15 protein-coding genes are annotated in these 21,788 nt (G+C 65.5%); 8 read left to right on the forward strand and 7 right to left on the reverse strand.

All coding sequences use genetic code 11. The annotated features are described in order from the left end of the window. Window positions 1-154: 154 nt before the first annotated feature. Together radA and alr are read right to left on the reverse strand one after the other, a co-directional pair. Entirely contained in the window at window positions 155-1,561 is a 1,407-nt protein-coding gene (gene radA, locus HMPREF9440_RS09750; protein ID WP_008543802.1) for a DNA repair protein RadA, read from the reverse strand. A gap of 108 nt (window positions 1,562-1,669) precedes the next feature. Beyond that, window positions 1,670-2,755 (reverse strand): alanine racemase, encoded by a 1,086-nt coding sequence (gene alr, locus HMPREF9440_RS09755; RefSeq protein ID WP_040765616.1) that lies wholly within the window; start codon window positions 2,753-2,755, stop codon window positions 1,670-1,672. Between the two features lie 261 nt (window positions 2,756-3,016). Here alr and lplT point away from each other — a divergent pair, with 261 nt between their 5' ends. Then, window positions 3,017-4,333 carry a lysophospholipid transporter LplT gene (gene lplT, locus HMPREF9440_RS09760; RefSeq protein ID WP_008543805.1) on the forward strand — a complete coding sequence of 439 codons (1,317 nt, stop codon included), beginning with the start codon at window positions 3,017-3,019 and terminating at the stop codon, window positions 4,331-4,333. A gap of 61 nt (window positions 4,334-4,394) precedes the next feature. Then, window positions 4,395-5,057 carry a LysE family transporter gene (locus tag HMPREF9440_RS09765; RefSeq protein WP_008543807.1) on the forward strand — a complete coding sequence of 221 codons (663 nt, stop codon included), beginning with the start codon at window positions 4,395-4,397 and terminating at the stop codon, window positions 5,055-5,057. 56 nt (window positions 5,058-5,113) lie between these two features. On the opposite strand, the gene HMPREF9440_RS09770 is transcribed toward HMPREF9440_RS09765, so the two are convergent. The 3 genes from HMPREF9440_RS09770 to HMPREF9440_RS09780 form a co-directional block, all read right to left on the reverse strand. Continuing rightward, window positions 5,114-8,458, reverse strand: a complete 3,345-nt coding sequence (locus HMPREF9440_RS09770) for an AAA family ATPase (protein ID WP_008543808.1) — start codon at window positions 8,456-8,458, stop codon at window positions 5,114-5,116. A gap of 4 nt (window positions 8,459-8,462) precedes the next feature. Continuing rightward, on the reverse strand, window positions 8,463-9,830 hold the full coding sequence (locus tag HMPREF9440_RS09775) for an exonuclease SbcCD subunit D (RefSeq protein ID WP_008543809.1): 1,368 nt from the start codon (window positions 9,828-9,830) through the stop codon (window positions 8,463-8,465). 207 nt (window positions 9,831-10,037) lie between these two features. After that, a complete protein-coding gene (locus tag HMPREF9440_RS09780) occupies window positions 10,038-11,534 on the reverse strand; it encodes a flavocytochrome c (RefSeq protein ID WP_008543811.1) in 1,497 nt (498 codons plus the stop codon). A gap of 681 nt (window positions 11,535-12,215) precedes the next feature. Between HMPREF9440_RS09780 and HMPREF9440_RS09785 the strand changes: the two genes are divergently transcribed. The 6 genes from HMPREF9440_RS09785 (at window position 12,216) to HMPREF9440_RS09810 (ending at window position 20,762) form a co-directional block, all read left to right on the forward strand. After that, entirely contained in the window at window positions 12,216-15,317 is a 3,102-nt protein-coding gene (locus HMPREF9440_RS09785; RefSeq protein ID WP_008543813.1) for a molybdopterin-dependent oxidoreductase, read from the forward strand. 21 nt (window positions 15,318-15,338) lie between these two features. Further along, on the forward strand, window positions 15,339-16,247 hold the full coding sequence (locus tag HMPREF9440_RS09790) for a 4Fe-4S dicluster domain-containing protein (protein ID WP_008543817.1): 909 nt from the start codon (window positions 15,339-15,341) through the stop codon (window positions 16,245-16,247). An 18-nt stretch (window positions 16,248-16,265) separates the two neighbouring features. Further along, on the forward strand, window positions 16,266-16,985 hold the full coding sequence (locus HMPREF9440_RS09795) for a cytochrome b/b6 domain-containing protein (protein WP_008543820.1): 720 nt from the start codon (window positions 16,266-16,268) through the stop codon (window positions 16,983-16,985). Between the two features lie 191 nt (window positions 16,986-17,176). Continuing rightward, entirely contained in the window at window positions 17,177-18,091 is a 915-nt protein-coding gene (locus tag HMPREF9440_RS10845) for a formate dehydrogenase accessory protein FdhE (RefSeq protein WP_008543823.1), read from the forward strand. Between the two features lie 56 nt (window positions 18,092-18,147). Continuing rightward, window positions 18,148-19,029, forward strand: a complete 882-nt coding sequence (gene fdhD, locus HMPREF9440_RS09805; protein ID WP_008543824.1) for a formate dehydrogenase accessory sulfurtransferase FdhD — start codon at window positions 18,148-18,150, stop codon at window positions 19,027-19,029. A gap of 500 nt (window positions 19,030-19,529) precedes the next feature. After that, window positions 19,530-20,762, forward strand: coding sequence for a dicarboxylate/amino acid:cation symporter (locus HMPREF9440_RS09810; RefSeq protein ID WP_040765605.1), 1,233 nt, complete (start codon window positions 19,530-19,532; stop codon window positions 20,760-20,762). A 111-nt stretch (window positions 20,763-20,873) separates the two neighbouring features. Here the strand turns inward: HMPREF9440_RS09810 and HMPREF9440_RS09815 are convergent, their stop codons facing one another. Next, window positions 20,874-21,230 (reverse strand): NirD/YgiW/YdeI family stress tolerance protein, encoded by a 357-nt coding sequence (locus tag HMPREF9440_RS09815; RefSeq protein WP_008543828.1) that lies wholly within the window; start codon window positions 21,228-21,230, stop codon window positions 20,874-20,876. 6 nt (window positions 21,231-21,236) lie between these two features. Next, a complete protein-coding gene (locus tag HMPREF9440_RS09820; RefSeq protein ID WP_008543829.1) occupies window positions 21,237-21,626 on the reverse strand; it encodes a NirD/YgiW/YdeI family stress tolerance protein in 390 nt (129 codons plus the stop codon). Window positions 21,627-21,788 lie beyond the last annotated feature (162 nt).

Raw genomic sequence — 21,788 nt, forward strand, 5'->3', positions numbered from 1 at the left:
GATGGTCCGCATATTGTAGACGTTCGGCGGTCCGCCGCCATCCGCCAAAAGACGAGGGTTTTCGTTCAGACGGACCTACGATCGGTGGTAGCGGCCAGGATCTTGGGACCCCACCGGTATGGGTTTGAGGGGCGATCGGGGACCGGGCCGCGGCTTATTCGCGGCCGCAGCTCATCAGGACGTCCAAGGCGTCCGAGAGCCGGTCGACGGCGTGCACCGTGAGGCCCTCAATGGGCGCGCGGGGCGCGTTCGCGCGCGGGATGATCGCGCGCGAGAAGCCCAGCTTCGCCGCTTCGCGCAGACGCTCCTGACCGCGGGGCGCCGGGCGGATTTCGCCCGCCAAGCCCACTTCGCCGAAGACGACGAGGCCTTCGGGAAGCGGTTTGTTCCGGATGCTCGAGACGATCGCGGCGAGCACCGCCAGGTCGGCCGCGGTCTCGGTGATCTTCACGCCCCCGACCGCGTTGATGAAGACGTCCTGATCGAAGCATCCGACGCCCGCGTGCCGGTGGAGGACCGCAAGAAGCATCGAGAGACGCTGCGCGTCGACGCCGACCGAGAGCCGCCGCGGCGTCGGGAGGTGCGTCTGGTCGACCAACGCCTGAATCTCCACGAGAAGCGGGCGCGTCCCCTCCTGCGTCACGAGCACGGTCGCGCCCGGGACGTTCGCCTTGTATTCCGAGAGGAAGATGGCGGAGGGGTTCGTGACGCCGCGAAGCCCATGGTCCGTCATCGCGAAGACGCCCAATTCGTTCACCGCGCCGAAGCGGTTCTTGAAGGCGCGCACGAGGCGGAAGTTCGAGTGGGTGTCCCCTTCGAAGTAGAGCACCGTGTCGACGATGTGCTCCAGGATGCGGGGACCCGCCAAGGCCCCGTCCTTCGTGACGTGCCCGACGAAGATCAGGGGCGTGCCCAGGGTCTTCGCAAGGCGCGTCAGGCGCGCCGCGCATTCGCGCACCTGCGAGACCGACCCCGGGGCGCTCTCCAATTGCCCCGAGAAAAGCGTTTGGATCGAGTCGACCACGACGAATTCGGGCTTCTTGTCTTTGAGCACCGCCTCGATGTGCTCCAGCTCGATTTCGCTCATCAGCTGGAGCCCGTGCGGGTCAATCTGAAGGCGCTGCGCGCGAAGCGCGATCTGCGTCGCGCTCTCTTCACCCGACACGTAGACCGCGCGGATCCCCGCCGCAACGAGGCGCGCCATCACCTGGAGGAGCAGCGTCGACTTCCCGATCCCCGGGTCGCCGCCGATCAGCGCGACGCCCCCTTGAACGAGGCCGCCGCCCATCACGCGGTCGAATTCCGAGAGCCCCGTCTGAATGCGGGGTGCCTCGGCGGTGGAGACTTCCGAGAGGTCCTGGAGCGACCCCGTCGTGTCGACGAAGCCCCCGCGGCGCTCGTTCACCGACCCGTAGCGGGCGGCGACGCCCTCCTTCACGGTGAATTCCTGCAGCGTGTTCCACGCCTTGCAGTGCGGGCACTGCCCGGCCCACTTCGCGGTGGTGCCGCCGCAGTCGCTGCAGACGAATTCGGTGCGAACCTTCTTGGTCTTGGAAGCCATGGTTGTCCTGTGTCGGGTGGGGTATTCGAATGCGGTGAAGCGTAGCAAAAAACAAAGGGGCCCTCGCGGGCCCCCTTCGTCAGTCGTGGAGTCGTTCGGATCGGAAGCTCACGCTTCCTTCACGCTCACCGGCACGCGTCGCGCCAGGGCGCAGAGGAGTTCGTAGCCGATCGTGCCGCAGGCCGCGGCGACGCGGTTGACCGAGAGGTGCTTGCCCCAAAGCTCCACCTCGGTGCCCAAGCCCGCCGCCGGAATGTCGGTGACGTCGATTTCGAGCATGTCCATCGAGACGGAGCCCGTCAAGGGCGCCAACTGGCCTTCGACCCAAACGGGCGCGCCGTCGGGCATGCTGCGGGGATAGCCGTCGGCGTAGCCGCATGCGACGACCGCGATGCGGCTGCGGCGCTTCGCGGTCCAGCGCGAGCCGTAGCCCACCACTTCGCCCGGGGCGATTTCCTGAATGGCGATGATCTTCGCCTTCAGGGTCATGGCGGGGATGAGGCCCAATTCTTCCGACGAAATGTGCGCGTCCGGGCTCACGCCGTAGAGCGCCACGCCCGCGCGCACGCCCGAGCCGCCCACTTCGGGGTGCCAGAGGATGCCGGCGGAATTCGCCATGCAGGAGGAGGCGCCGGTCTGCGCCAGTCGCCCCATGCGTGTCAACTGACGGCCCACCGACGCGGGGGCGTCGCCCAGATACGTGGGTTCGGCGTTCGCAAAGTGCGTGACCACCCCCATGACGGAGACGCCCGGAATGCGGTCCAGCATGTCGACGACGCCGTCCACCTCGACGGGGAGGAACCCCAAACGGTTCATCCCGGAATTGACCTTGACGTGGCAGCGGACGTTCATCAACTTCGCCGCGCGCAGGATCTCGATCTGCCAGGGCGAGTGGATGACGGTTTCGACATCGAGCTTCTGAAGGGGCTCGATGTCGGTCGCATCGAAAAAGCCTTCAAGGAGCAGGATGCGGCCCTTCCAACCCGCCTTCCGCGCACGCTCCGCGTCGCAGAGGTCGATGGTCGCCAACCCGTCCGCCTTCTCGAAGGCGCGCACCGCGTTTTCCAGCCCGTGCCCGTAGGCGTTCGCCTTCACCACCGCCCAAAGCGTTCTGCCCGCGGCCTTTTCGCGGAGAACCTCCAAGTTGTGGCGGAGCGCATGCAGGTCGATTTCGGCATGGATGGGACGCGGCACGGTGAAATTCTTCCTACTTGATTCAGGATGCTTGGACTTCTCTTCGCCCGAGGACTTCCCGAGCGGGAAGCGCAATGAAAGTTACGCCTCCGAAGCAACCAATCATACGCCGGAGAGCCCGGGCGTCCGGGCGCTCAAAACGTCCTGAAACACTCGCGGCCCGACAAACTCGACCGGGCGGCGTCCGCCGGTACCGCGCGGAGAATGTACACTTCCATCCGATCCGAATTCCCCGACCGTTTTTGTGAGCGTCAGTCCTAAATGAATCGCGGCTTCTACACCATCATGGGCGCACAGTTCCTCTCCTCCCTAGCGGACAACGCCCTGCTCATCGCCGCGATCGCGCTTTTGACGAGCCTCCAGGCGCCCGACTGGATGACGCCGCTCCTGAAGCTCTTCTTCGTCGTGAGCTACGTCTGCCTCGCCGCCTGGGTCGGGATCTTCGCGGACAGCATGCCGAAGGGCCGCGTGATGTTCATCACGAACTTTCTGAAGTGCTGCGGGTGCCTTTTGATGCTCTTCGGTAGCCACCCGCTTTTGGCCTACGCGGTCGTGGGCGTCGGCGCCGCCGCGTACTCCCCCGCGAAGTACGGGATCCTCACCGAACTCCTGCCGCCCGGCAAACTCGTCATCGCGAACGGTTGGATCGAAGGCCTCACCGTCGCGTCGATCATCCTGGGCGTGGTCCTGGGCGGCGTCTTCATCCGGCCGGACGTGGCGCAGCCGGTGCTGGACTTCTTCCATCTTCCCGCCGTCGGCCTCACCTCCTACGCCGAAGCCGCGATCTTCCTCATCGCCTTCGTCTACCTCTCGGCCTCCATCGTCAACCTCGCCATCCCCGACACCGGCGCCCGGTATGCGCGCGCCAAGTTCGACCCGGTCGACTCGATCAAGAATTTTACGGAGAGCTGCAAGCTCCTCTGGACGGACCGCCTCGGGCAGATTTCGCTCGCCGTCACGACGCTCTTTTGGGGCGCGGGTGCGGTGCTTCAGTTCCTGGTACTCAAGTGGTGCGAGGTGGCGCTCGGCATGAATTTGTCGGAGGGCGCCGTCATGCAGGCGGTCGTAAGCCTCGGGATCGCGCTGGGCGCCTTCCTCGCCGCCGCGAAGATTCCTCTGAAGCGCTCGCTCTCCGTTCTCCCGATGGGGATCTGCATGGGGCTTCTCGTCACCTGCACCGCCTACTTCTCGCGCGACGTCGCGCCCGCGGGCGGGATCTCGATGTTCGGGGGCGAACTCTCCTGGGCGGCGATCATCGCCGGGATCGTCATGGTCCTGGTCGGCATCTGCGCCGGGCTCTTCGTCGTTCCGATGAACGCGCTCCTGCAACACCGCGGCCACGTCCTCATGAGCGCGGGGCGCTCGATCGCCGTGCAGAACTTCAATGAGAACCTCTCGATTCTCGTCATGCTCGGCCTCTACGCACTTTTGATCAGGCTCGATCTCTCCGTGCAGGCTACGATGGTGACGTTCGGCGTCTTCGTGATGACGTCGATGCTCCTCGTCATCCTCAAGCACCGCCGCAATCAGGCCGAGTACGACAGCACGCACCTGATCGGCGAAGCGAAGCGCCACTAAGACGCACCGGATTCGTCCGTCAATCGAGATCGGGGAGCGCTTCCTTGGAGCCCTCCCCGATATGCATTCCCTCTTGGCAAGCCTCGTCGTCGTTCAGCTCATCGCGCTGATGATGCCGGGGCCCGACTTCTTCTTCGTGACGCGCACGGCCGTGAGCCAGTCGCGCGGCAAGGCCATTCTGGGCGTACTCGGCATCACCGTCGGCTGCGGCGTGTGGGCCGGGCTCTCGATGGTGGGGCTTCACATCCTTTTCGAGACCGCCGGGTGGCTTCGCGGCATCGTGACGGGCCTGGGCGGCGCGTACCTCCTCTGGATGGGCGCGAACCTCCTTCTTTCCGTCTGGAAGAGCCGCCGCGCGGCGGCGCATCTCACCGCGGCCGCCGAAACGGCAGAGCCCGAACTTCAGACCGAGGGCGACATGCGCCACCCCTTCCTCTTCGGGCTCTTCACCAACCTCTCAAACGCCAAGGCGATCATCTACTTCGGAAGCGTCTTCACGACCTTTGCGGCCGCCGACCTGGGGTTGGCGGGAAAGCTCGCCGTCCTCGGGATCGTGCTTCTTGAAACCTTCCTTTGGTTCGGGTTCGTCGCGCTCGTCTTCGGGCTTCCGCAGATGAGGCGCGGCTACCAACGCATGTCCCGCGTGATCGACGCCGCCGCGGGCGTCATCTTCGCGGGGTTCGGGGCAGCGCTCTTGGTCGAAGCCGTCCGGCTCGGCATTTGACGGGAGCCGACGGGATCCATGAAGGACCCCGTCAGCACACCGATCCTTCTTTCCGATCAGTCCTCCCTGGAGACGCCCGGGCCTTCGAGCGTGCTCAGCCCCGTGCGGCCCTGCGGGCGCACGGTGATGCGGGCCGACAGGCGCTCCCGCACGGCGGGGACGTGGCTGATGAGGCCGATCAGCTTCCGCGAGCGCTGCTGAAGGACTTCGAGCGCGTTCAAGACGTGTTCGAGCGACGCCGCGTCCAAGGTCCCGAAGCCTTCGTCCAAGAAGAGCGTGTCGACGCGCATGCCGCCCGCACTCACTTCAGAGAGCGCCAGCGCCAACGCGAGACTCACGAAGAACGTCTCCCCGCCCGAGAGGTTCGCGCTCGTGCGCTCGATCCCGGCCATGTCGCGGTCGATGACGGAAACTTCCATCCCGTCGATGCCGCCCGCCTTCAGGCGGTAGCGGCTCGACATCCCGGCGAGGACGTCGTTCGCGTGCCCGAGGAGCACCCGGAAGGTGAGCTTCTGGGCTTCGCGCGAGAAGGCCTGCCCGTTGCGGCTCCCGATCAGGGCGTTCAACGCGCTCCACTCGTTCCAGAGCTTGGTGAGGCGCGCGAGCTCTTCTTGGAGTTCCGCCGAGCGTTCGCGGTTTTTGCGGTCGGCCTCCAAGCGCTCCTGCAGGGCGCCCAATTCGCGCTCGGCTTCGGCGTGCGCGTCCTGCGCGGCCTTCAACCTCGCATCCAGAACGGCCTTCTCTTCGGTCGTCAACGGCTCGGCTTCCAGCGTTTGGAGTTCCGCCGCCGCGTGCCGGTGCTCTTCCGCCGCACGGAGCGACTCGTCCTGATGCCGCCGGATCGTCTGCGCGAGTCCGCCGCGCTCGGCTTCCGACAACGCCGCCGCACGCGCTTCCGTCTCGTCCGCAAAGTTCTTCTCACCCAACACTTGGGCGAGCTTCGCTTCGGCCACCTTGAAAGCATCCGTTTCGGCGGCGATCGAGGCGGCCAAGGTCTTCCGCTCGGCGGTGAGCGCCGCCTGACGGCGCTCGTTCTCCGCCAACGCCTTTCCGGCGGCGTCGAGCGCGTCCTTGGCGGTCCGGAGCGCCGCCGTGAGCTTCGCCTCCTCCTTCGCCGGATCCGTGTCGCCCCAGCGCTCGGCGCGGTAGGCGAGGGCTTGCGCGCGGGCTTCTTCGGTCCTCCCGGCCTCGGCTTCGAGCCCCGCGATCGGGGCGCGGATGACGTCGAGCTTTTCGGCCTGCGCCTTCTCGACCGCTTCGGCGTCCGTCATGCGCTTTTGGTCGGCTTCCCATGCCGCCTTCGCGGCCTGGGCGGCGGCCAACCGCGCCTTGAGGGCGGCCAAGGCCGAAACGCCGGCCGCGACGCCATCGTCGAACCCCAACGTGCGGAGCGCCCGTTCGGCGTCTTCACGCTGGGCTTGAGCGGCGTCCCACGCGCGCTTCGCGTTGGCTTCCGATTCCGCGGCAAGCGTCGCCGCCTGCTCGGCGCGCAGAAGCTTTTCCTCCGCGCGGTTCGCAGCCGTCTGGGACGCTTCACGCGCGTCCCTCGCCGCGCGCCACTGCGCCTCCGCTTCGTCGACCGTCTTCGACCAGGCACCCACCGCCGCGATCTCTTCTTCGAGCGCCCGGGCGTCCTCCGCCGTCAGCTTGGCGGTGATTTCAGGCCAGGTCGACGCCAACGCGTCGAAGCGCTTCTTCGCCGTCCCGCCGATCTCCTGCGCCCAGTGCAGGAGCCGTTCGTTCTTCTCGGTCTGAGCCTCCCGGTAGGCGTTCCGCGCCGAGGCGAGCGTCTCCAAGACCGTCACCGCGTGCCGCGCGTCCGCCGCGCGTTCCGCGGCGTTGCGCATCCTCACGAGCGCCCCTTCGAGCCCCATCCCGGCCGAGGCCGCCTCCCACGCCTTCTTCGCCTCCGTCTCGCGGGCGGTCTTCTGCGTGAGATCGGCCTGCGCGGCCTTCGCCGCCGCGACGAGCGTCTTCCACTCTCCCGCAGTGCGCGCCTTGGCGTCTTCAGCTCCCGCGAACGCCTTCTTCGCGTCGGCCTCCGTCTTCTGGAGCGCCAACGCGCGTTCGATTTCGCGCTCCAACACCGGAAGGCGCGCTTCCAAAGCAAGATCGGGCGCGGTCTTCTCCGCCGCTGCCTTCTTTTGGGCGAGCGCCTGCGCAAGCTCCGCCTTCGCGGCTGCGATCTTTTGGGCGCGCAGTTCTTCCTTCGTCAGAAGCGCCTTCTGTTCGTCCCGGCGCTTCGCGGCTTCGCGGGCGTCCTTGGCGAGGTTCGCCGCCTTCAAGTCCGCCTCACGCATCGCGCGGGCTTCGGGCCGGAAGGCTTCCTCCATCGTGCGGGCCTTTTCTTCCTCAGACTTGGCCTTGTCCGACGCGGCCTTCGCACGGGCGAGTTCGCCCTCCGGGGCTTCCAACGCCGTGAGCGCGGCGGCCGCCCGGCGGTCGTCCGCCTGGAATTTCTCGAGTCGGCGCACCACGTCGGCCTTCGCCTCCGCGGCGCGTACGGGCTCGACCGCGGCTTCCGCGCGGGCGAGTTTCTCCCCGAGCGCCGTCACCGCGGCCTCCTCGGCCTTGACGCGCGCGACGGCGGCGTCCGCCGCAGAAAGGCGCGTCTTCGCCTTCTCCAAGTTCCCGAGCCAGGTGATCGCGGCCTCGGTCGCCGTGCGGGTCTTCTCGGCCCCCACCGAGCGCTTTCGGGCGTCCTTCACGTCCGCTTCCGCCTTCAGGCGTTCGTCCTCCGGCATCACGCGGAGCTCTTCCAAGGCCGTGCGCCGTGTGCACACGTCGGCTTCGGCCTGGGTCGTGCGCTCGTAGATCTTCTGACTCACGAGCGTGTAGACGTCCGCCCCGGTGATCTGCTCCAGAAGGTCCGCGCGCTCCTTGGGCGCCGCGCGCAGAAACGCCGCAAAGGCCCCCTGCGCCAGGAGCATCGAGCGGGAGAAGGTCTCAAAGTTCATCCCGATCAGCGCCTCGACCGTTTCCTGCCAACGCTTCACCTGCTCGGCGATAACTTCGACCACCGCCGCGTCGGGCTCGGGGCCCGAGACCTGCGCGAGAAGCACCCGGGCGGGCTGGAGCGTCCCGGACTTCGCGGCCTTGTGGCGGGACCACTGCGAGACGTACCACCTGCCCTTTTCTTCGAAGATCACCTTGGCGGAGGCGACCCCGCGGTTCTTCGTCATCGCGGGGCACGCCTCCTGGGTGGCGTTCAGACCCCGCGTGCGCGGGGTCGTCCCGAAAAGCGCGAGGCTCACGGCGTCGAGGATCGAGGATTTGCCCGAGCCCGTCGGCCCCGTGATCGCAAACATCCCGGAGCGCGCGAACGCCTCGTCCGTGAAGTCGATCACCCAGTGGCCGGCCAAGGAGTTGATGTTCTGGAATTCAAGTCGGATGAGACGCATCGCTTCAGGCCTCCGCCGCGGGTTGGGGTTTTTCTTCTTCGGCGGAAGGCTGCTCTTTGCCTTCGTCGGCGTTCTTTTTGAGAAGCTTCGCGACTTCTTCGGCTTCCGCCTCGCGGTCCCGCTCGACCTCAAGGAGCGCTTCGGAAAAGCGCGCGAAGAGCGGCGCCCGCACGTCCTCCTCCACCCCTCGGGCGTCGAGCACGGTGCGGAAGACCTGCTCCGGCGTGATTTCTTCAAGGCTGATCCGTTCGGACTCTTCGACCTCCGCGGCGCGGCGCGCGGCGTCGCCCCCGAGACGGATGGGCCCCAGGAGCACCCCCGTCTGATCCGCCCGGCGCTGGAGCCGGTCGATCAACGCGGGTCCCGCCGGATCCGCGCCCGTGTAGACGAGTTCCGCGACGGGCTTCATCGTCGTCACCGCCGCCTCGTCCTTGAGCGCATCGAGCGCATCGGTCAACGCATCCTCGTCGCCCGAGAGCGAAAGGATGCGGCGGGGCTGCGGCACCGGGACGGAGCGGATTTCCGCCGCGCCTTCCTCCGTGATGTCGATTTCGAGAATCCGGGGCTCTTCGTTCCGGTCCGCGAAGCGCAGCGTCAGGGGCGCGCCCGAATACCAGGCGGGCACCGACCCTCGGATCCGCTGCGCTTCGTGCACGTGTCCCAAGGCCGCGTAGGCCCAGCCGGGCCCGAAGGCGTCGAGCCCGATGTGCCGGAGCGACCCCACGTAGTGGCTCATCGCCTCCGAGACGGCCTTGTCGGCGGAACCTTCGCCCGTCACGAACAAATGCCCCATCGCGATCCGGGGCACGGCCGCCGCGGCCGCGTCGTCCAAGCCTTCAGCTTGGAGGAGATGGTCGATCTGCGCCGCCACCCGGTCGTAGTGCCGACGGACGCCCGCGCGCCAGTAGGCGGGGTCGTCCATGTCGAGCGCGGTCCCGGCGGGGAGCGTCACGTCGCCTTCCCTCAGGTACGGGACCGCGGCGACGGCGGCCAGAACCCGGCCGCCGCGCTTCACGAGCACGGCCTGATCTTCGGGGCCTTCGCCCGACACCACGCACCGGAAGCCTTCAAGAAGGCCGCGCGCGGCGCCGAGGAAGTAGGCGGAATCGTGGTTCCCCGCCGTGACGATCACTGCGGCGACGTCGGTTTCGGCGATCTTCCTCACGAAGTCGTAGTAGAGCTTCTGCGCGGCGTTCGAGGGCATCGAGGTGTTGAAGACGTCCCCCGCCACCAGGAGCACGTCGGGGCGGCGGGTCCTCACCTCATCGGTGAGCCATGCCAAAAACCGCTCGAAATCCTGCGTGCGGTCGACGCCGGCCAAGTCCCGTCCGAGGTGCCAGTCGGCGGTGTGAAGAATGCGAAGCTTCGGCATGCTGCGCGGTCTCCTTGGGTGTTCTTGTCGTTTCGTGTGTTCTTCTTCGGGGCGTCCATCGGCGCCCGCCCGAAGCCGGTGAAAAGAAGTCTAGCCGAGTGTCGGGGAGGACCATCCGGGATACCTTCCCGCGTCCCTTCAGGAGGCCCGAAACGAAGAAGGCGCCTCATTGCGAAGCGCCTCCTCTTGGGTCGATGAATGCGGGGATCAGTGCTTTTGTTCGTCCGCGGACGCCGCCTGAATCGCGGCCGTCGCGTGGAGCGCGTTCGCGAACGCCGCGGCGCTCTGCCCCGCGACGCGCCCGTAGACGACGGCGTCGGTCAACGCGGTGTCTTCGAGCCGCTGGCGCCCGTGCACCCCGCCCGTCACTTCGCCCGCGGCGTAGAGCCCGGGGATCGCCTTCCCCTTGGCGTTCAGCACCTCGGCGTCGCGGTTGATCGTGATCCCGCCCGTCGTCGTGTGAAGGGCGGGCCGCACGCGAAGCGCGTAGAGCGGCGACTTGGAGAGGTCCGAGAGGAAGGTCGCGCGCCCGAACGCATCCTGCCCGCGGGCGGCGCCGACGCGGTAGTCGGTCAAGGTCGCGCGCAGGTTCGCGGGCGGCACGTTGATGCGCTGCGCGAGATCCATCTCGTCGCGCCCGGTGATGACGCCTTCGTGCATGATGAGGCTTCGCATCTGGACGGCGGCGGCCGCCACCGTGCGGTCGGCGACCAACCAGGCGTAGCCCCCGGCCTTCCTGATCGCTTCGGTGATGTCCTGGGAGGTGCCCAATTCGTTCACGAAGCGGCGGCCCCGGCGGTCAACGAGAATCGCGCCTTCGAAGCGGATCGCTTCCGGGACGATGCGGCCGGTCAGCGGCACCGCGGTCGGGTGGTAGTGGATGGCGTCGAGGTCGACGAAGCCCGAACCCACCGCTTCGGCGAGGATGAGGCCGTCCCCCGTCGCCCCAGGCGTGTTGGTGCTCACCTGATTGGCGTCTTCGGGCATGAAGCGCTCCAGGAGATCCACCCCGGAGGCGAACCCCCCGGTGGCGATCACGACCGCCTTCGCGTCGACGTCCATTTCGCCCCCCGGCCCCACGGCCTTGAAGCCCGTGACGACGCCGTTCTTCATCGTGAGTTCGACGACGCGGCTGTCCATCTGGACGGGGATCCCGAGCATCTCGACGCGGCAGAGGAGCCCGTTGATGATCTCCGACCCGACGGTCGTGTCGGCGGCGGGCTGAAAGAGGCGGTATTCCTTCGTGCCGGGGACGGCGCGCACGCGCCCGAGATCAACCCCCATCCCGTGGAGCCAGTCGACCGCGGCCCCCGACTCCGCCACCATGCGGCGCACGAGTTCGGGATCGGCGCTCTTGCCGCCCATCTCAAGGATCTCGTTGTAGAAGACTTCGGGGTCGGCGTGAAGGCCCTGCTTCTCTTGGAGCTTGCTCCCGACGGCGGCGAGGTGCCCCGAGGCGCGCAGCGTGTTGCCGCCCACCATGGGCATCTTCTCGAAGATGATGACGCCCGCGCCCGCCTCCTTCGCGGCGATCGCGGCGGTGAGACCGGCGCTCCCCGCACCGATCACGGCGACGTCGACGTGATAGACCGCCCCGAAGACGCTCCCCGACCACGCCGCAACGGACGCGGCGGCGAGTCCCAGGAGAAGAGGAACGCGCCGCGCGGAGGCGGGGCTGCGGGAAACGTGTTTGGCGGTCGTCATGGCCTGGCAGACGGTCTAGTCGGCATGCCGGAGGTCGCGGCGGGAGGGCGCTTCCGCGCTGCGGCAGGCGTGAAAATCACTTAAAGGGTAAACCCTGATAGCCGAAGATTATCAGAAACAACCGGAATCCAACAAGCCGAAAAACCGTTTTCTCCGGCGTTCCGAAAGTTTTTCACGCGTGAAGATGCTCTCCCGTCTTGCCCCGGTCCCCGAGTACTCCTACCGATCGGGATACGAAAAACAGCGCTGCGGCGCGTGATCCGCCGTTGGAACGCCGACGACCGTCCCGACGTTATCTTGATGCAGATCAATAGGTATTCCTACCTAGTTTTTGTCGTTTCACTTTCCGTTATTCCAAAAAGGAATAGCGGAACGGTTCGGAGGCCTCATGCGGGGCTTCACCATCCGCGAAAGGGCTTACCTTACCCGAGGTAGAAGTGGGTGAAAAACCCTCAACCTTTCGGCTTGTTTTTCAGTACTTCCTTTTCCTTCGGCTAAGACGAACGACTAGTTGGCCCGCGCGCGGAACCCGAGGACACTTGCCCGCAGGATGAACGGGCCGCCCCTTCAAAGACGCCTGTTCCATCTCTCTAGAAAGACCCAGACATTCCGCCCGCCAACTTTCTTCGACGACTTTTCGCCGACCGGACGGAATGCCCAGACACTCGTTCAGGAGGATTCATGGAAGTCTCTCGCAGAAGTTTCCTCAAGCGCGGTCTGCTCCTCGGTTCGGCCCCCATGGCCGCAGGGCTGGCTCAAGCCGCTCAGACGGGGACGCCTTCCGCCAAGAAGACCTACAAGCTCGTCGACGTCAAGGAAACGACCAACATCTGCTGCTACTGCTCCGGCGGCTGCGGCACGATCTGCTCGACCCGCAACGGCGAACTCATCAACCTTGAAGGCGACCCGGACCATCCGGTGAACCTCGGCGGCCTCTGCCCGAAGGGTGCCGCGATGTGGGGCCTTCGCAATATCGTGACGAAGGAACGCCGTGCGGAACTCCACCCGCACCGCGTGCTGACGCCGCTCGTTCGTCGTCCCGGTTCCAAGGAATGGGAAAAGATTTCCTGGGAAGAAGCGATCGACGCCATCGCCAAGCGCGTGAAGAAGACCCGCGACGCCACCTTCGTCGAGAAGGAAGGCGACGTGACGGTGAACCGCTGCGACGGGATCGCGAGCCTGGGCGCCGCACAGTTGAACAACGAAGAAGCCTGGCTCGTGCAGAAGTTCGCGCGAAGCCTGGGCGTCGTCGCCATCGACAACCAGACGCGCGTCTGCCACTCCTCGACCGTGTCGGGCCTCGCCCCGTCCTTCGGCCGCGGCTCGATGACGTCCCACTGGTGCGACTTCCAGAACTCCGACGTCATCATGTCGATCGGGTCGAACAACGTCGAAAACCATCCGCTCTCCTCGCGCTGGGTTGAACGCGCCCAGGACCGCGGCGCGACCTGGATCGTCGTCGACCCGCGCTACAACCGCTCGGCCGCCAACGCCGACATCTACGCGCGCATCCGCCCGGGTACCGACCTCGCCTTCTACGGCGGTCTCATCAACTACATCCTCCAGAACGACCTCTGGCACAAGGAGTACGTGCTTCACTACACGAACGCCGCGTGCCTCCTTCGTCCGGACTTCAAGTTCGACGAAAAGACCGGTCTCTTCTCCGGGTGGGATCCCGAAAAGAAGACCTACTCGGACGCGACCTGGGGCTACGACGTCGACCACGAAGAGAAGTGGGACACGGACGGCGCCTTCGCCTGGGTGAAGAAGCCCGGCACGCCGAAGTTCAAGACGCCCGACCTTGAAGTTCTCAAGCGCGACATGACGCTTGCGAACCCGAACTGCGTCATCAACGTCATGAAGCGCCACTACGCGCGCTACACGCCCGAGCTCGTCTCCCGCGTGACCGGCATGGATCCGGACGTGATGAAGAAGGTCTGGGAGGTCTACGCCTCTACCGGGACGCCGGAGCGCTCGGGCTCGATCCTCTACGCGCTCGGCCAGACCCAGCACACCTACGGCTCGCAGAACTGCCGCGCGATGTGCATCGTGCAGCTTCTCCTCGGCAACATCGGCATCGCGGGCGGCGGCATCAACGCGCTTCGCGGTGAGCCGAACGTTCAGGGTTCGACCGACGTGGGCGCCTCCGTCCCCGACATGCCGGGCTACCTCAAGTGGCCGACCGGCAAGAAGCACGCGACCCTCGCCGACTACCTCCACGCCGAAACGTACGCCGCCGGCTACTACACGAACAAGCCGAAGTTCCTGGTTTCCATGCTTCGCGAATGGTTCGGTGAGCACGCCACGGTCGACAACGACTACTGCTACGACCTTCTGCCGAAGATTTCGCCCAAGAAGGACTACGGCGACTACTCCACGATCATGACGTTCAACAACATGCGTGACGAAACGATCAAGGGGTACTTCTGCTGGGGCATGAACCCGGCGCACTCGACGCCGAACGCCAAGCACGCCCGCAACTCGATGGCGAAGTTGGATTGGCTCGTCGTCGCCGACTGGTTCCTCACCGAAACCGCGACCTTCTGGGAAGCGCCCGACATGGACGCCTCGAAGATCGACACGGAAGTGTTCTTCCTGCCCGCGGCCCTCATCTATGAAAAGACCGGTTCGATCAACAACTCCGGCCGCTGGATCCAGTGGCGTGAGCAGGCGATCAACCCGCCGGGCGAATGCAAGAGCGACTTCGAAATCCTGTCGCTCCTCTTCGAGCGCATCCAGAAGCTCTACCGTGAAGAGGGCGGCGCCTGCCCGGATCAGGTTCTGAAGACCCACTTCAGCTACAAGATCGACGGCAAGTACGACATCCGCGCGCTCTGCTGGGCGCTGAACGGCTACGACGTCAACACGAAGAAGCTCCTGAAGGGCTACGCCGACCTCCAGGCCGACGGCACGACCGCCTGCGGCATCTGGATCTTCTCGGGCTACTTCAACAACAACGACGCGCCGCTCGACCCGATGAAGCAGCCGATGACGCGCCGCTCGAAGGAAGACCCGTCCGGTCTCGGCCTCTACCCGAACTGGTCCTTCGCGTGGCCGGCGAACCGCCGCATCCTCTACAACCGTGCGTCCGCGGACCCGAAGGGCAAGCCCTGGAATCCGAAGCGCAACCTCGTCGAGTGGAAGGGCGACAAGTGGCAGCAGACCGACGTCGGCGACTTCGTTTCCGCGAATCCGCCCGATGACAACGCCTTCTTCATGACCTGGGAACAGAACGCCCGCCTCTTCGCGTACCCGATGGCGGACGGCCCGCTCCCCGAGCACTTCGAGCCGTGGGAATCGCCCACGAAGAATCTCCTGAACGGTGCCGGTCAGAACCCGATGGCCCGCTTCGTCAACGACAAGTCGGTCCAGCGCGGCGACGTGGAAAAGTACCCGTACGTCGTGACGACCTACTCCGTGACGGAACACTGGCAGTCGGGCACGCAGACCCGCAACATTCCGTGGCTCAACGAACTGATTCCGACCAACTTCATCGAAATCAGCGAAGAGCTCGCCAAGGAAAAGGGCATCAAGAACGGCGACGACGTCCGCGTGTGGAACAACCGCGGCAGCGTCAAGGTGAAGGCCATGGTCACGATCCGCATGGCGCCGATGACCATCGACGGCAAGCTCACGCACGTCGTCGGCATGCCGCACCACTTCTCTTGGGCCACGAAGTTCGCCACCGGCGACAACGTGAACGACCTTCCCCCGAACGTGGGCGACCCGAACTCCTACATTCCGGAGTACAAGGCCTTCCTCGTCAACCTTGAAAAGGCCTGATCGAGCCGATAGGAGATAAAGATGGCTTACAAGAACCAAGAAGTCGCCATGCTGTTCGACTCGTCGCACTGCACCGGCTGCAAGGGCTGCCAGGTGGCGTGCAAGCAGTGGAACATGCTTCCGTCGAAGCTCGGTCTGAACGAAAACGAGTTCACCGGGTCCCTCCAGGGCCCGGGCGACTTGGGCGGGGACACCCGTCTCGTCATGACCTTTGACGAAAAGCCTTCGGGCAACAAGTACCAGCCCATTCACTGGGCGATCGGCCGCCGCTCCTGCTACCACTGCACGGACGCGGGCTGCGTGGCGATCTGCTCGTCGGGCGCGCTCCAGAAGCAGGAAAACGGCGTCGTCACGTTCGACACGAACAAGTGCAACGGCTGCACGTACTGCCAGAGCGCGTGCCCCTTCGACGTGCCCCGCTTCCGCGACACGGACGGCCGCATCGACAAGTGCACGCTCTGCTTCGACCGTCTTGAAGAAGGCGAAGTGCCGGCGTGCGTCAAGACCTGCCAGCCCGAAGCGCTCAAGTTCGGCAAGCGCGAGGACATGATCGCCGAAGGCGAACGTCGCGTTGCGTTCCTGAAGAAGAAGGGTTTCGACAAGGCCGAGCTCTACGGCGTCACCGAAATGGGCGGTCTGCACGTGCTGCAGGTCCTCAAGTTCGGTCACGAGGCCTATGGGCTGCCGACCAACCCGAAGCCCAACGACATGATCAAGCTGATGAACACGATGAAGCCCGTGACGGCGTTGGGTACCGCCGCCGTCGTCGCCGGCCTCGCCGTGTCGTTCCTCGCCGCCGTGGGCTACCGCCGCGAAGAGGTCAGCATCGAAGAAGCCAAGAAGCACTGGACGCCCGAGCAGCGTGCCAAGGCCGACCGTGAGGTCGCGGAGCTCCTGAAGAAGGAAGAAGCCGCGAAGCGCGGTGAGTAACCGATCGAAGGAGCCAACATGACCACTCGTCGATTCATTCAGCGTCACTCGCTCTTGACGCGCGTCACCCACGGCGTCGCCGCCATCTCCTGCATCCTGCTCGCAGTCACCGGCCTTTTCGTCTTCTGGCCGGAACTGGGCGGCAGCATCATGGGCGGCGACTTCACCCAGACGATGCGAAGCCTCCACCGCTGGCTCGCCGTGCCCTTCATCCTCGTGCCTCTTTTTGCGGTGCTGAAGTCCCCGAAGGGCTTCGCGCACCTCATCAAGGAGGACATCTTCGGGAAGTGGGACAAGGACGACTTCACCTGGGCGGCGAAGTTCCCCTTCTACCTCTTCGCCCCGAAGAAGGTCCACATGCCTCCGCAGCACCACGTCAAGTCGGCGCAGCGTCTGGCGGACGGCGCGCTCCTCTTCTTCTCGGTCTTCATGGCCATTTCCGGCATGGTGCTCTGGCTCAACACCGGGATCGGTTCCTTCAAGGTCGAGTTCGAACCGGGCACGCTCCTCTTCTGGCACCTGGTGCACGACATCTTCTTCTTCCTGACGGTCTTCGTCGGCATCGCGCACATCTACCTCGGTGCGGGCATCTTCCAGCCCTACCGCGGCACGATCCGCATCATGTTCGGCGACGGCAAGGTGAGCGAATCCGACGCCGCCTACCACTGGGGCTACTGGGCGAACGAAGAAATCGCCCTCGGCCGCAACGTGACGGTTGAGGAAGTGAAGAAGAAGTAATCTTCTTACCTTCAAAAAGGAATGCCGCCCGCCCCGGCGGGCGGCTTCCGGGAAGCGCCTCCAGGAGACGATCCGATGTGAGACGATTCCCGGAAGCCCGAAAGGCTTTCGAACCCAAGACACCCCGAACCTAGAAACGACGAAACCATCCCGACCCCGTTTGTGGACCCATTGACGACACGGACAACACCATGAAGCTTTCCGTCATCGACCGCGCCATCGCCCAGTACGCCGATCTCTCCGATCCCGAGGCCGCCTTCCGTCTGAAGCTCCTCGCGCCGATCCTTCGCGAAACCGCGAAGATCGCGGACGATCTGCCCGAGAACGCCATGGAGGCCGAACTTCCCGACGCGGAAGCGGTCGAGGCGCTCCGCCGCGGGGCGGACCCGATCATGACGACGGGCGGCGTCAAGCTCTCCGCGGCGGTCTTCGCCGACGTCGTGGCCCGCTTGGCCGCCGTCCACGAAGAGGCGCTCCGCGCCGAAGAGTTCAACGTCGCCGACATCGACTGGACGCTCTTCGCGTCGGACGACGCCGTCGCCCTCCTCTCGCGCGACCCGGAAGCGTTTTTGACCGACGCCGTGGAAGCGGCGCTTGCGGCCGGCATGCCCGAAGACGTGGTCGACGTTCAGCTCATTCCCGTCCTCTCCATGGCCGTGCGCGCCATGCTCACGGACTACGCCGAGGCCGTCTCCGACAAGTTGGCTTCCGGCGAAGACCCGGTGGTCGACTTTGAGCGGCGCCTTTCCTGCCCCGTCTGCGGCTCCGAAGCCGCGATGGCGGTCGTGGGCCCGACGGCCCGCTCCGGGAACGTGAAGCAGCTCTGCTGCCTGCGCTGCGGCTCGCACTGGAAGTTCGAGCGCATCCGCTGCGCGCACTGCGGCGACGAAGCCGTTTCCGACCTCCGCTACATCCACGACGAAGCCGACCAGGATCATCGTCTCCACGTCTGCGCGGACTGCGGCGAAACGACCCCGACCGTCTTCGTTTCGGGCACGTTCGAGCAGGTGAGCCCGGACGTCGAGGCCGTCGTCCTCGGGGCCCTTGAAGCCGCCTGGCGCGAAGCCGAAGCCGCCAAGGCTGAGGAAGAAGGCGCGAAGGCCTGATCAGTCCTCCTCTTCCCGAGTCCGACACCGCATCCACCAACCCCAAGGCGAACCCCATGACCCTGCGCATCGACGACTTCAGCATCCCCGCTTCCCCCGTCGTGATCGGCACGCCCGAAACGGGCCGTCCGGAAGCGCCCAACGGCGCGCTTCTCGTGGACATCGTCCGCGTCAACGGCACGAGCGGTCCCGACACCGACTGGGTCGCGCAGGAAATCCCGGTCGCCTTGGTCTACAACGGCATCTCGCACGCCGTCATGATGACGACGCCCCGCGACCTCGAAGCCTTTGCGGTGGGCTTCTCGCTGGCGGAAGGGATCGTGAAGTCGACGGACGAGATCTACGGGATCGAAGTCGAAGACACGTGCCGGGGGAAGGCGGTGAAGCTCGAGGTCGCCTCTTCCGCCTTCTGGGCCCTGAAGTCCCGCCGCCGCTCGATGGCGGGCCGCACGGGCTGCGGCCTCTGCGGCGTGGAGAGCCTGGGCGACGCCGTGCGCACGCCCTCGGTCGTCCCGCAGACGCAGACCTTCAGCATCCGTCACTTGGATCAGGCGTTGGCGTACCTGAACGACGCCGAAGAATTGGGGCGCCTGACCGGCTGCACGCACGCCGCCGTCTGGGTGAACCCCGACGGAACGCTCGCGGGCGGCGCTGAAGACGTGGGCCGCCACGTCGCGTTGGATAAGCTCCTGGGCAAGCGCGCCCTGAACGGCTGGAAGGAAGGCGCTCTCGTTTTGTCGTCCCGCGCCTCCTACGAAATGGTCTCGAAGGCCGCCGCCTGCGGCGTCGAGGTGATCTTCGCGGTGTCGGCGCCGACGGCGTTGGCCGTCGACACGGCCCGTCAGGCCGGCGTGACGCTCGCGGCCTTCTGCCGCCGCGGGCGCGCCAACATCTACGCGCACCCCGAACGCATCACGGACATCATCGCCGGCGACTGAAGGCCTCTACGACATCCTCCCCACTCTCATCGGGCGGATCCGCACCCTCCTTTCGGCTGATTTTGCGTGAAACCCGCGTAAACCTCCCGAACGGTTCTCCGCTTCGCTTATACTTCCCCGCAGGAACGCCGTTTCGACCGACCCGGCCGACGGCGTTTTTCCTTCTTCCCTCCACTTCCTTTGAGACCGCGAATGCCTGAATCCAAGCATCTTCTTCGCACCGCGGCCCGATGTCGGCAATCCTGATTCCGACCGGGGTGACGACGCACGTCCTTCGGAAACGCACACGCGCTTCCGACTTCTCCATCCACTTTGGGCGACGTCATCGGGGAAGTTTTCGGAAAACCTGATTCTCCTGCGGCATGGCCGCCCTTCCACGTTTCAGCGTTTCCCGCCTCAAACCTCTCCGCTCCCCACGAATCTCCCTTTCACCCGATTGACCGACACGGTCGACGCACTTTGACTCTCCTTCGTGCGCGGCCCCCGCGGAGACCTTTTCCATGACTCACAACCGACTGCAACCCCGCGTGATGGCGATTCTCTACGGCATCGCGATTCTGATCGGCGCCGTCAACGGCTGGTACGGCACCCCTGAGACGCATGCCGCCGCCGACTTCACGAGCGCCGTCTTCATCAAGCTCTTCAAGTTCGTTTCGATCCCGATCATCGCCGTCTCGATCATCACGACCCTGGCGGGCATCTCGAAGTCGTCCGGTTCCGGCCGGATCTTCCGCCACACGATCTTCTACACGCTCTTCACGACGATCCTCGCCGCGACGATCGCCGCGGTCCTCTTCGTCGTCTTCGCACCGGCGAACGTGGCGCTGCCCGACTCGCCCTCGGCCGCTTTGGCCGGCATGCCGCAGCAAACCTACTGGGACTTCGTCACCTCGGTGATCCCGGACAACATCCTCGCGCCCTTCCTCTCGGCGAACGTCCTCTCGGTCCTTCTCATCGCCGCCGCGGTCGGGATCGCGATCGCGAAGCTCCCCGTCGACTCCCGCGAGCAGGAGGTGCTGATCGCCTTCTTCTCGGGCGTTCAGAAGGTGCTCTTCACGATCGTCTCCTGGGTGATCAAGATCCTCCCGATCGGCATCTTCGCCTTCATTTCGGTCTTCTTCACCGAGATGAAGAGCGGCGTCGAAATCGGCGGCCTCGGGACCTACTTCGCGACGGTGTTGACCGCCAACTTCACGCAGATGCTGATCGTCATCCCGCTGGTGCTCCTCGCCCGCGGCGTCAATCCCCTCCGTCTTGCGGGCGCCATGAGCCAGGCGCTCACGGTCGCCTTCTTCTCGAAGTCCTCCGCGGGGACGCTCCCCGTCACGATGAGCTGCGCCGAAGAAAAGGCGAAGATCCGTCCGGCGGTCGCGCGCTTCGTGCTTCCGATCTGCACGACGATCAACATGAACGCCTGCGCGGCCTTCATCCTGATCACGACGGTCTACCTGATGCAGAACCACGGGATCATGATCACGACGGGCACGCTCGTCACCTGGATCTTCATCGCGACCTTGGCCGCCGTCGGGAACGCCGGGGTCCCCATGGGCTGCTTCTTCCTCACGATGAGCCTCTTGGCCGGCATGAACGTTCCGGTGCACCTGATGGGCGTCATTCTTCCCGTCTACGCCGTGATCGACATGATCGAGACCCTTCTGAACGTCTGGTCCGACTCCGCGGTCGCCGCGATGGTCGACAACGACCTCAAGGACGAAAAGCTCGAAGCGGCTTGATCTGAGAAGCTGCGAAGCCGACCGGTCCGGTCGGCCTCCTCACGCAACCCGGACAAACGAAACCCCGCGGCTCACCGGCAGCGGGGTTTCTTGCGTTCGGGGATTCATCATTCAGCGGGGTGGCAGGATCGCGAGCACCTCGATCGTCACCTTGTCGTGGTCGCGGTCGACTTCGGCGAGAATCCGGACCAGCTGGTCCTTGGCGAAGTTCCAGTCCTCATCGTCATCGAGTTCGGCGACGATGGCGCCGGTCTGGTCCTCAAAGCGGAAGTCCTCCTTGCTGAAGCGCTCGGTGAAGCGCCCGACCAATTCGGCGTACTGGTCGTCGCGGCCGTACTTGACGACCTCTTCGACGGTCGTGAGCGTCGGGAGCTTCTTCCCCTTGATGCGGTGGCCGTCACCCGCCTGCGCGGTCGTCGCGACGAGCGCGCAGAGCGCTGCGGCCAGAAGCATGCGGGTGTTCGTCATGGCGTCTTACTCAAGCGGGCGGGCCGATTCGACCTCAAGCTTCATGTGCATGAAGTCCTTGTCGATCTCGGCGCGGATTTCGACGAGGGCGTCCTTACGGATCATCGACCAGTCGCGGTCGTCGTCGAGTTCACAGACGATCGTGTCGCCCTTGGCGTCCGTGAATTCGAACTTTTCCTTGGTGAGCTGCTTCGTGAAGCGGCCTTTCAACACCACGACCTGTTCGTCGCGGCCGTCCGCCTTGACGGCGGCGATGGAGTCGAGACCCGAGAGTTCGAACCCCTGCGGACCCTGGATCGGGGCGAAGCCCGTGGGCGCCGCGGCGGCGGGGAGCGCGACGGCCATGGCGGCGACGGCGGCGAGCGAGGCGAGGAGCGTGTTCATCTTCTTCGACATGGTGGTCTTCCTTGCGCGTTTCCTTCGCGCTGTTCGTTGCGTTGAGGTCAGTGTATGAAAGGAAGACTTAGGAGAAATATAGGGAATTCAAAGAAATGCTCAGGACTCTCATGAGGCCCCATCAGCCCCGGAAGATTCGGGGTTCTTGGACTTTTCCGAAGG

Origin of the sequence: Sutterella parvirubra YIT 11816, from assembly GCF_000250875.1 — a bacterium.
GTDB classification, from domain to species: domain Bacteria; phylum Pseudomonadota; class Gammaproteobacteria; order Burkholderiales; family Burkholderiaceae_F; genus Sutterella; species Sutterella parvirubra.

Coding starts and splice junctions, on each gene's coding strand:
- radA (WP_008543802.1), bottom strand. CDS start 1,561: ATGGCTTCCAAGACCAAGAAGGTTCGCACCGAATTCGTCTGCAGCGAC.
- lplT (WP_008543805.1), top strand. CDS start 3,017: ATGAATCGCGGCTTCTACACCATCATGGGCGCACAGTTCCTCTCCTCC.
- HMPREF9440_RS09765 (WP_008543807.1), top strand. CDS start 4,395: ATGCATTCCCTCTTGGCAAGCCTCGTCGTCGTTCAGCTCATCGCGCTG.
- HMPREF9440_RS09770 (WP_008543808.1), bottom strand. CDS start 8,458: ATGCGTCTCATCCGACTTGAATTCCAGAACATCAACTCCTTGGCCGGC.
- HMPREF9440_RS09775 (WP_008543809.1), bottom strand. CDS start 9,830: ATGCCGAAGCTTCGCATTCTTCACACCGCCGACTGGCACCTCGGACGG.
- HMPREF9440_RS09780 (WP_008543811.1), bottom strand. CDS start 11,534: ATGACGACCGCCAAACACGTTTCCCGCAGCCCCGCCTCCGCGCGGCGC.
- HMPREF9440_RS09785 (WP_008543813.1), top strand. CDS start 12,216: ATGGAAGTCTCTCGCAGAAGTTTCCTCAAGCGCGGTCTGCTCCTCGGT.
- HMPREF9440_RS09790 (WP_008543817.1), top strand. CDS start 15,339: ATGGCTTACAAGAACCAAGAAGTCGCCATGCTGTTCGACTCGTCGCAC.
- HMPREF9440_RS09795 (WP_008543820.1), top strand. CDS start 16,266: ATGACCACTCGTCGATTCATTCAGCGTCACTCGCTCTTGACGCGCGTC.
- HMPREF9440_RS10845 (WP_008543823.1), top strand. CDS start 17,177: ATGAAGCTTTCCGTCATCGACCGCGCCATCGCCCAGTACGCCGATCTC.
- fdhD (WP_008543824.1), top strand. CDS start 18,148: ATGACCCTGCGCATCGACGACTTCAGCATCCCCGCTTCCCCCGTCGTG.
- HMPREF9440_RS09810 (WP_040765605.1), top strand. CDS start 19,530: ATGACTCACAACCGACTGCAACCCCGCGTGATGGCGATTCTCTACGGC.
- HMPREF9440_RS09815 (WP_008543828.1), bottom strand. CDS start 21,230: ATGACGAACACCCGCATGCTTCTGGCCGCAGCGCTCTGCGCGCTCGTC.
- HMPREF9440_RS09820 (WP_008543829.1), bottom strand. CDS start 21,626: ATGTCGAAGAAGATGAACACGCTCCTCGCCTCGCTCGCCGCCGTCGCC.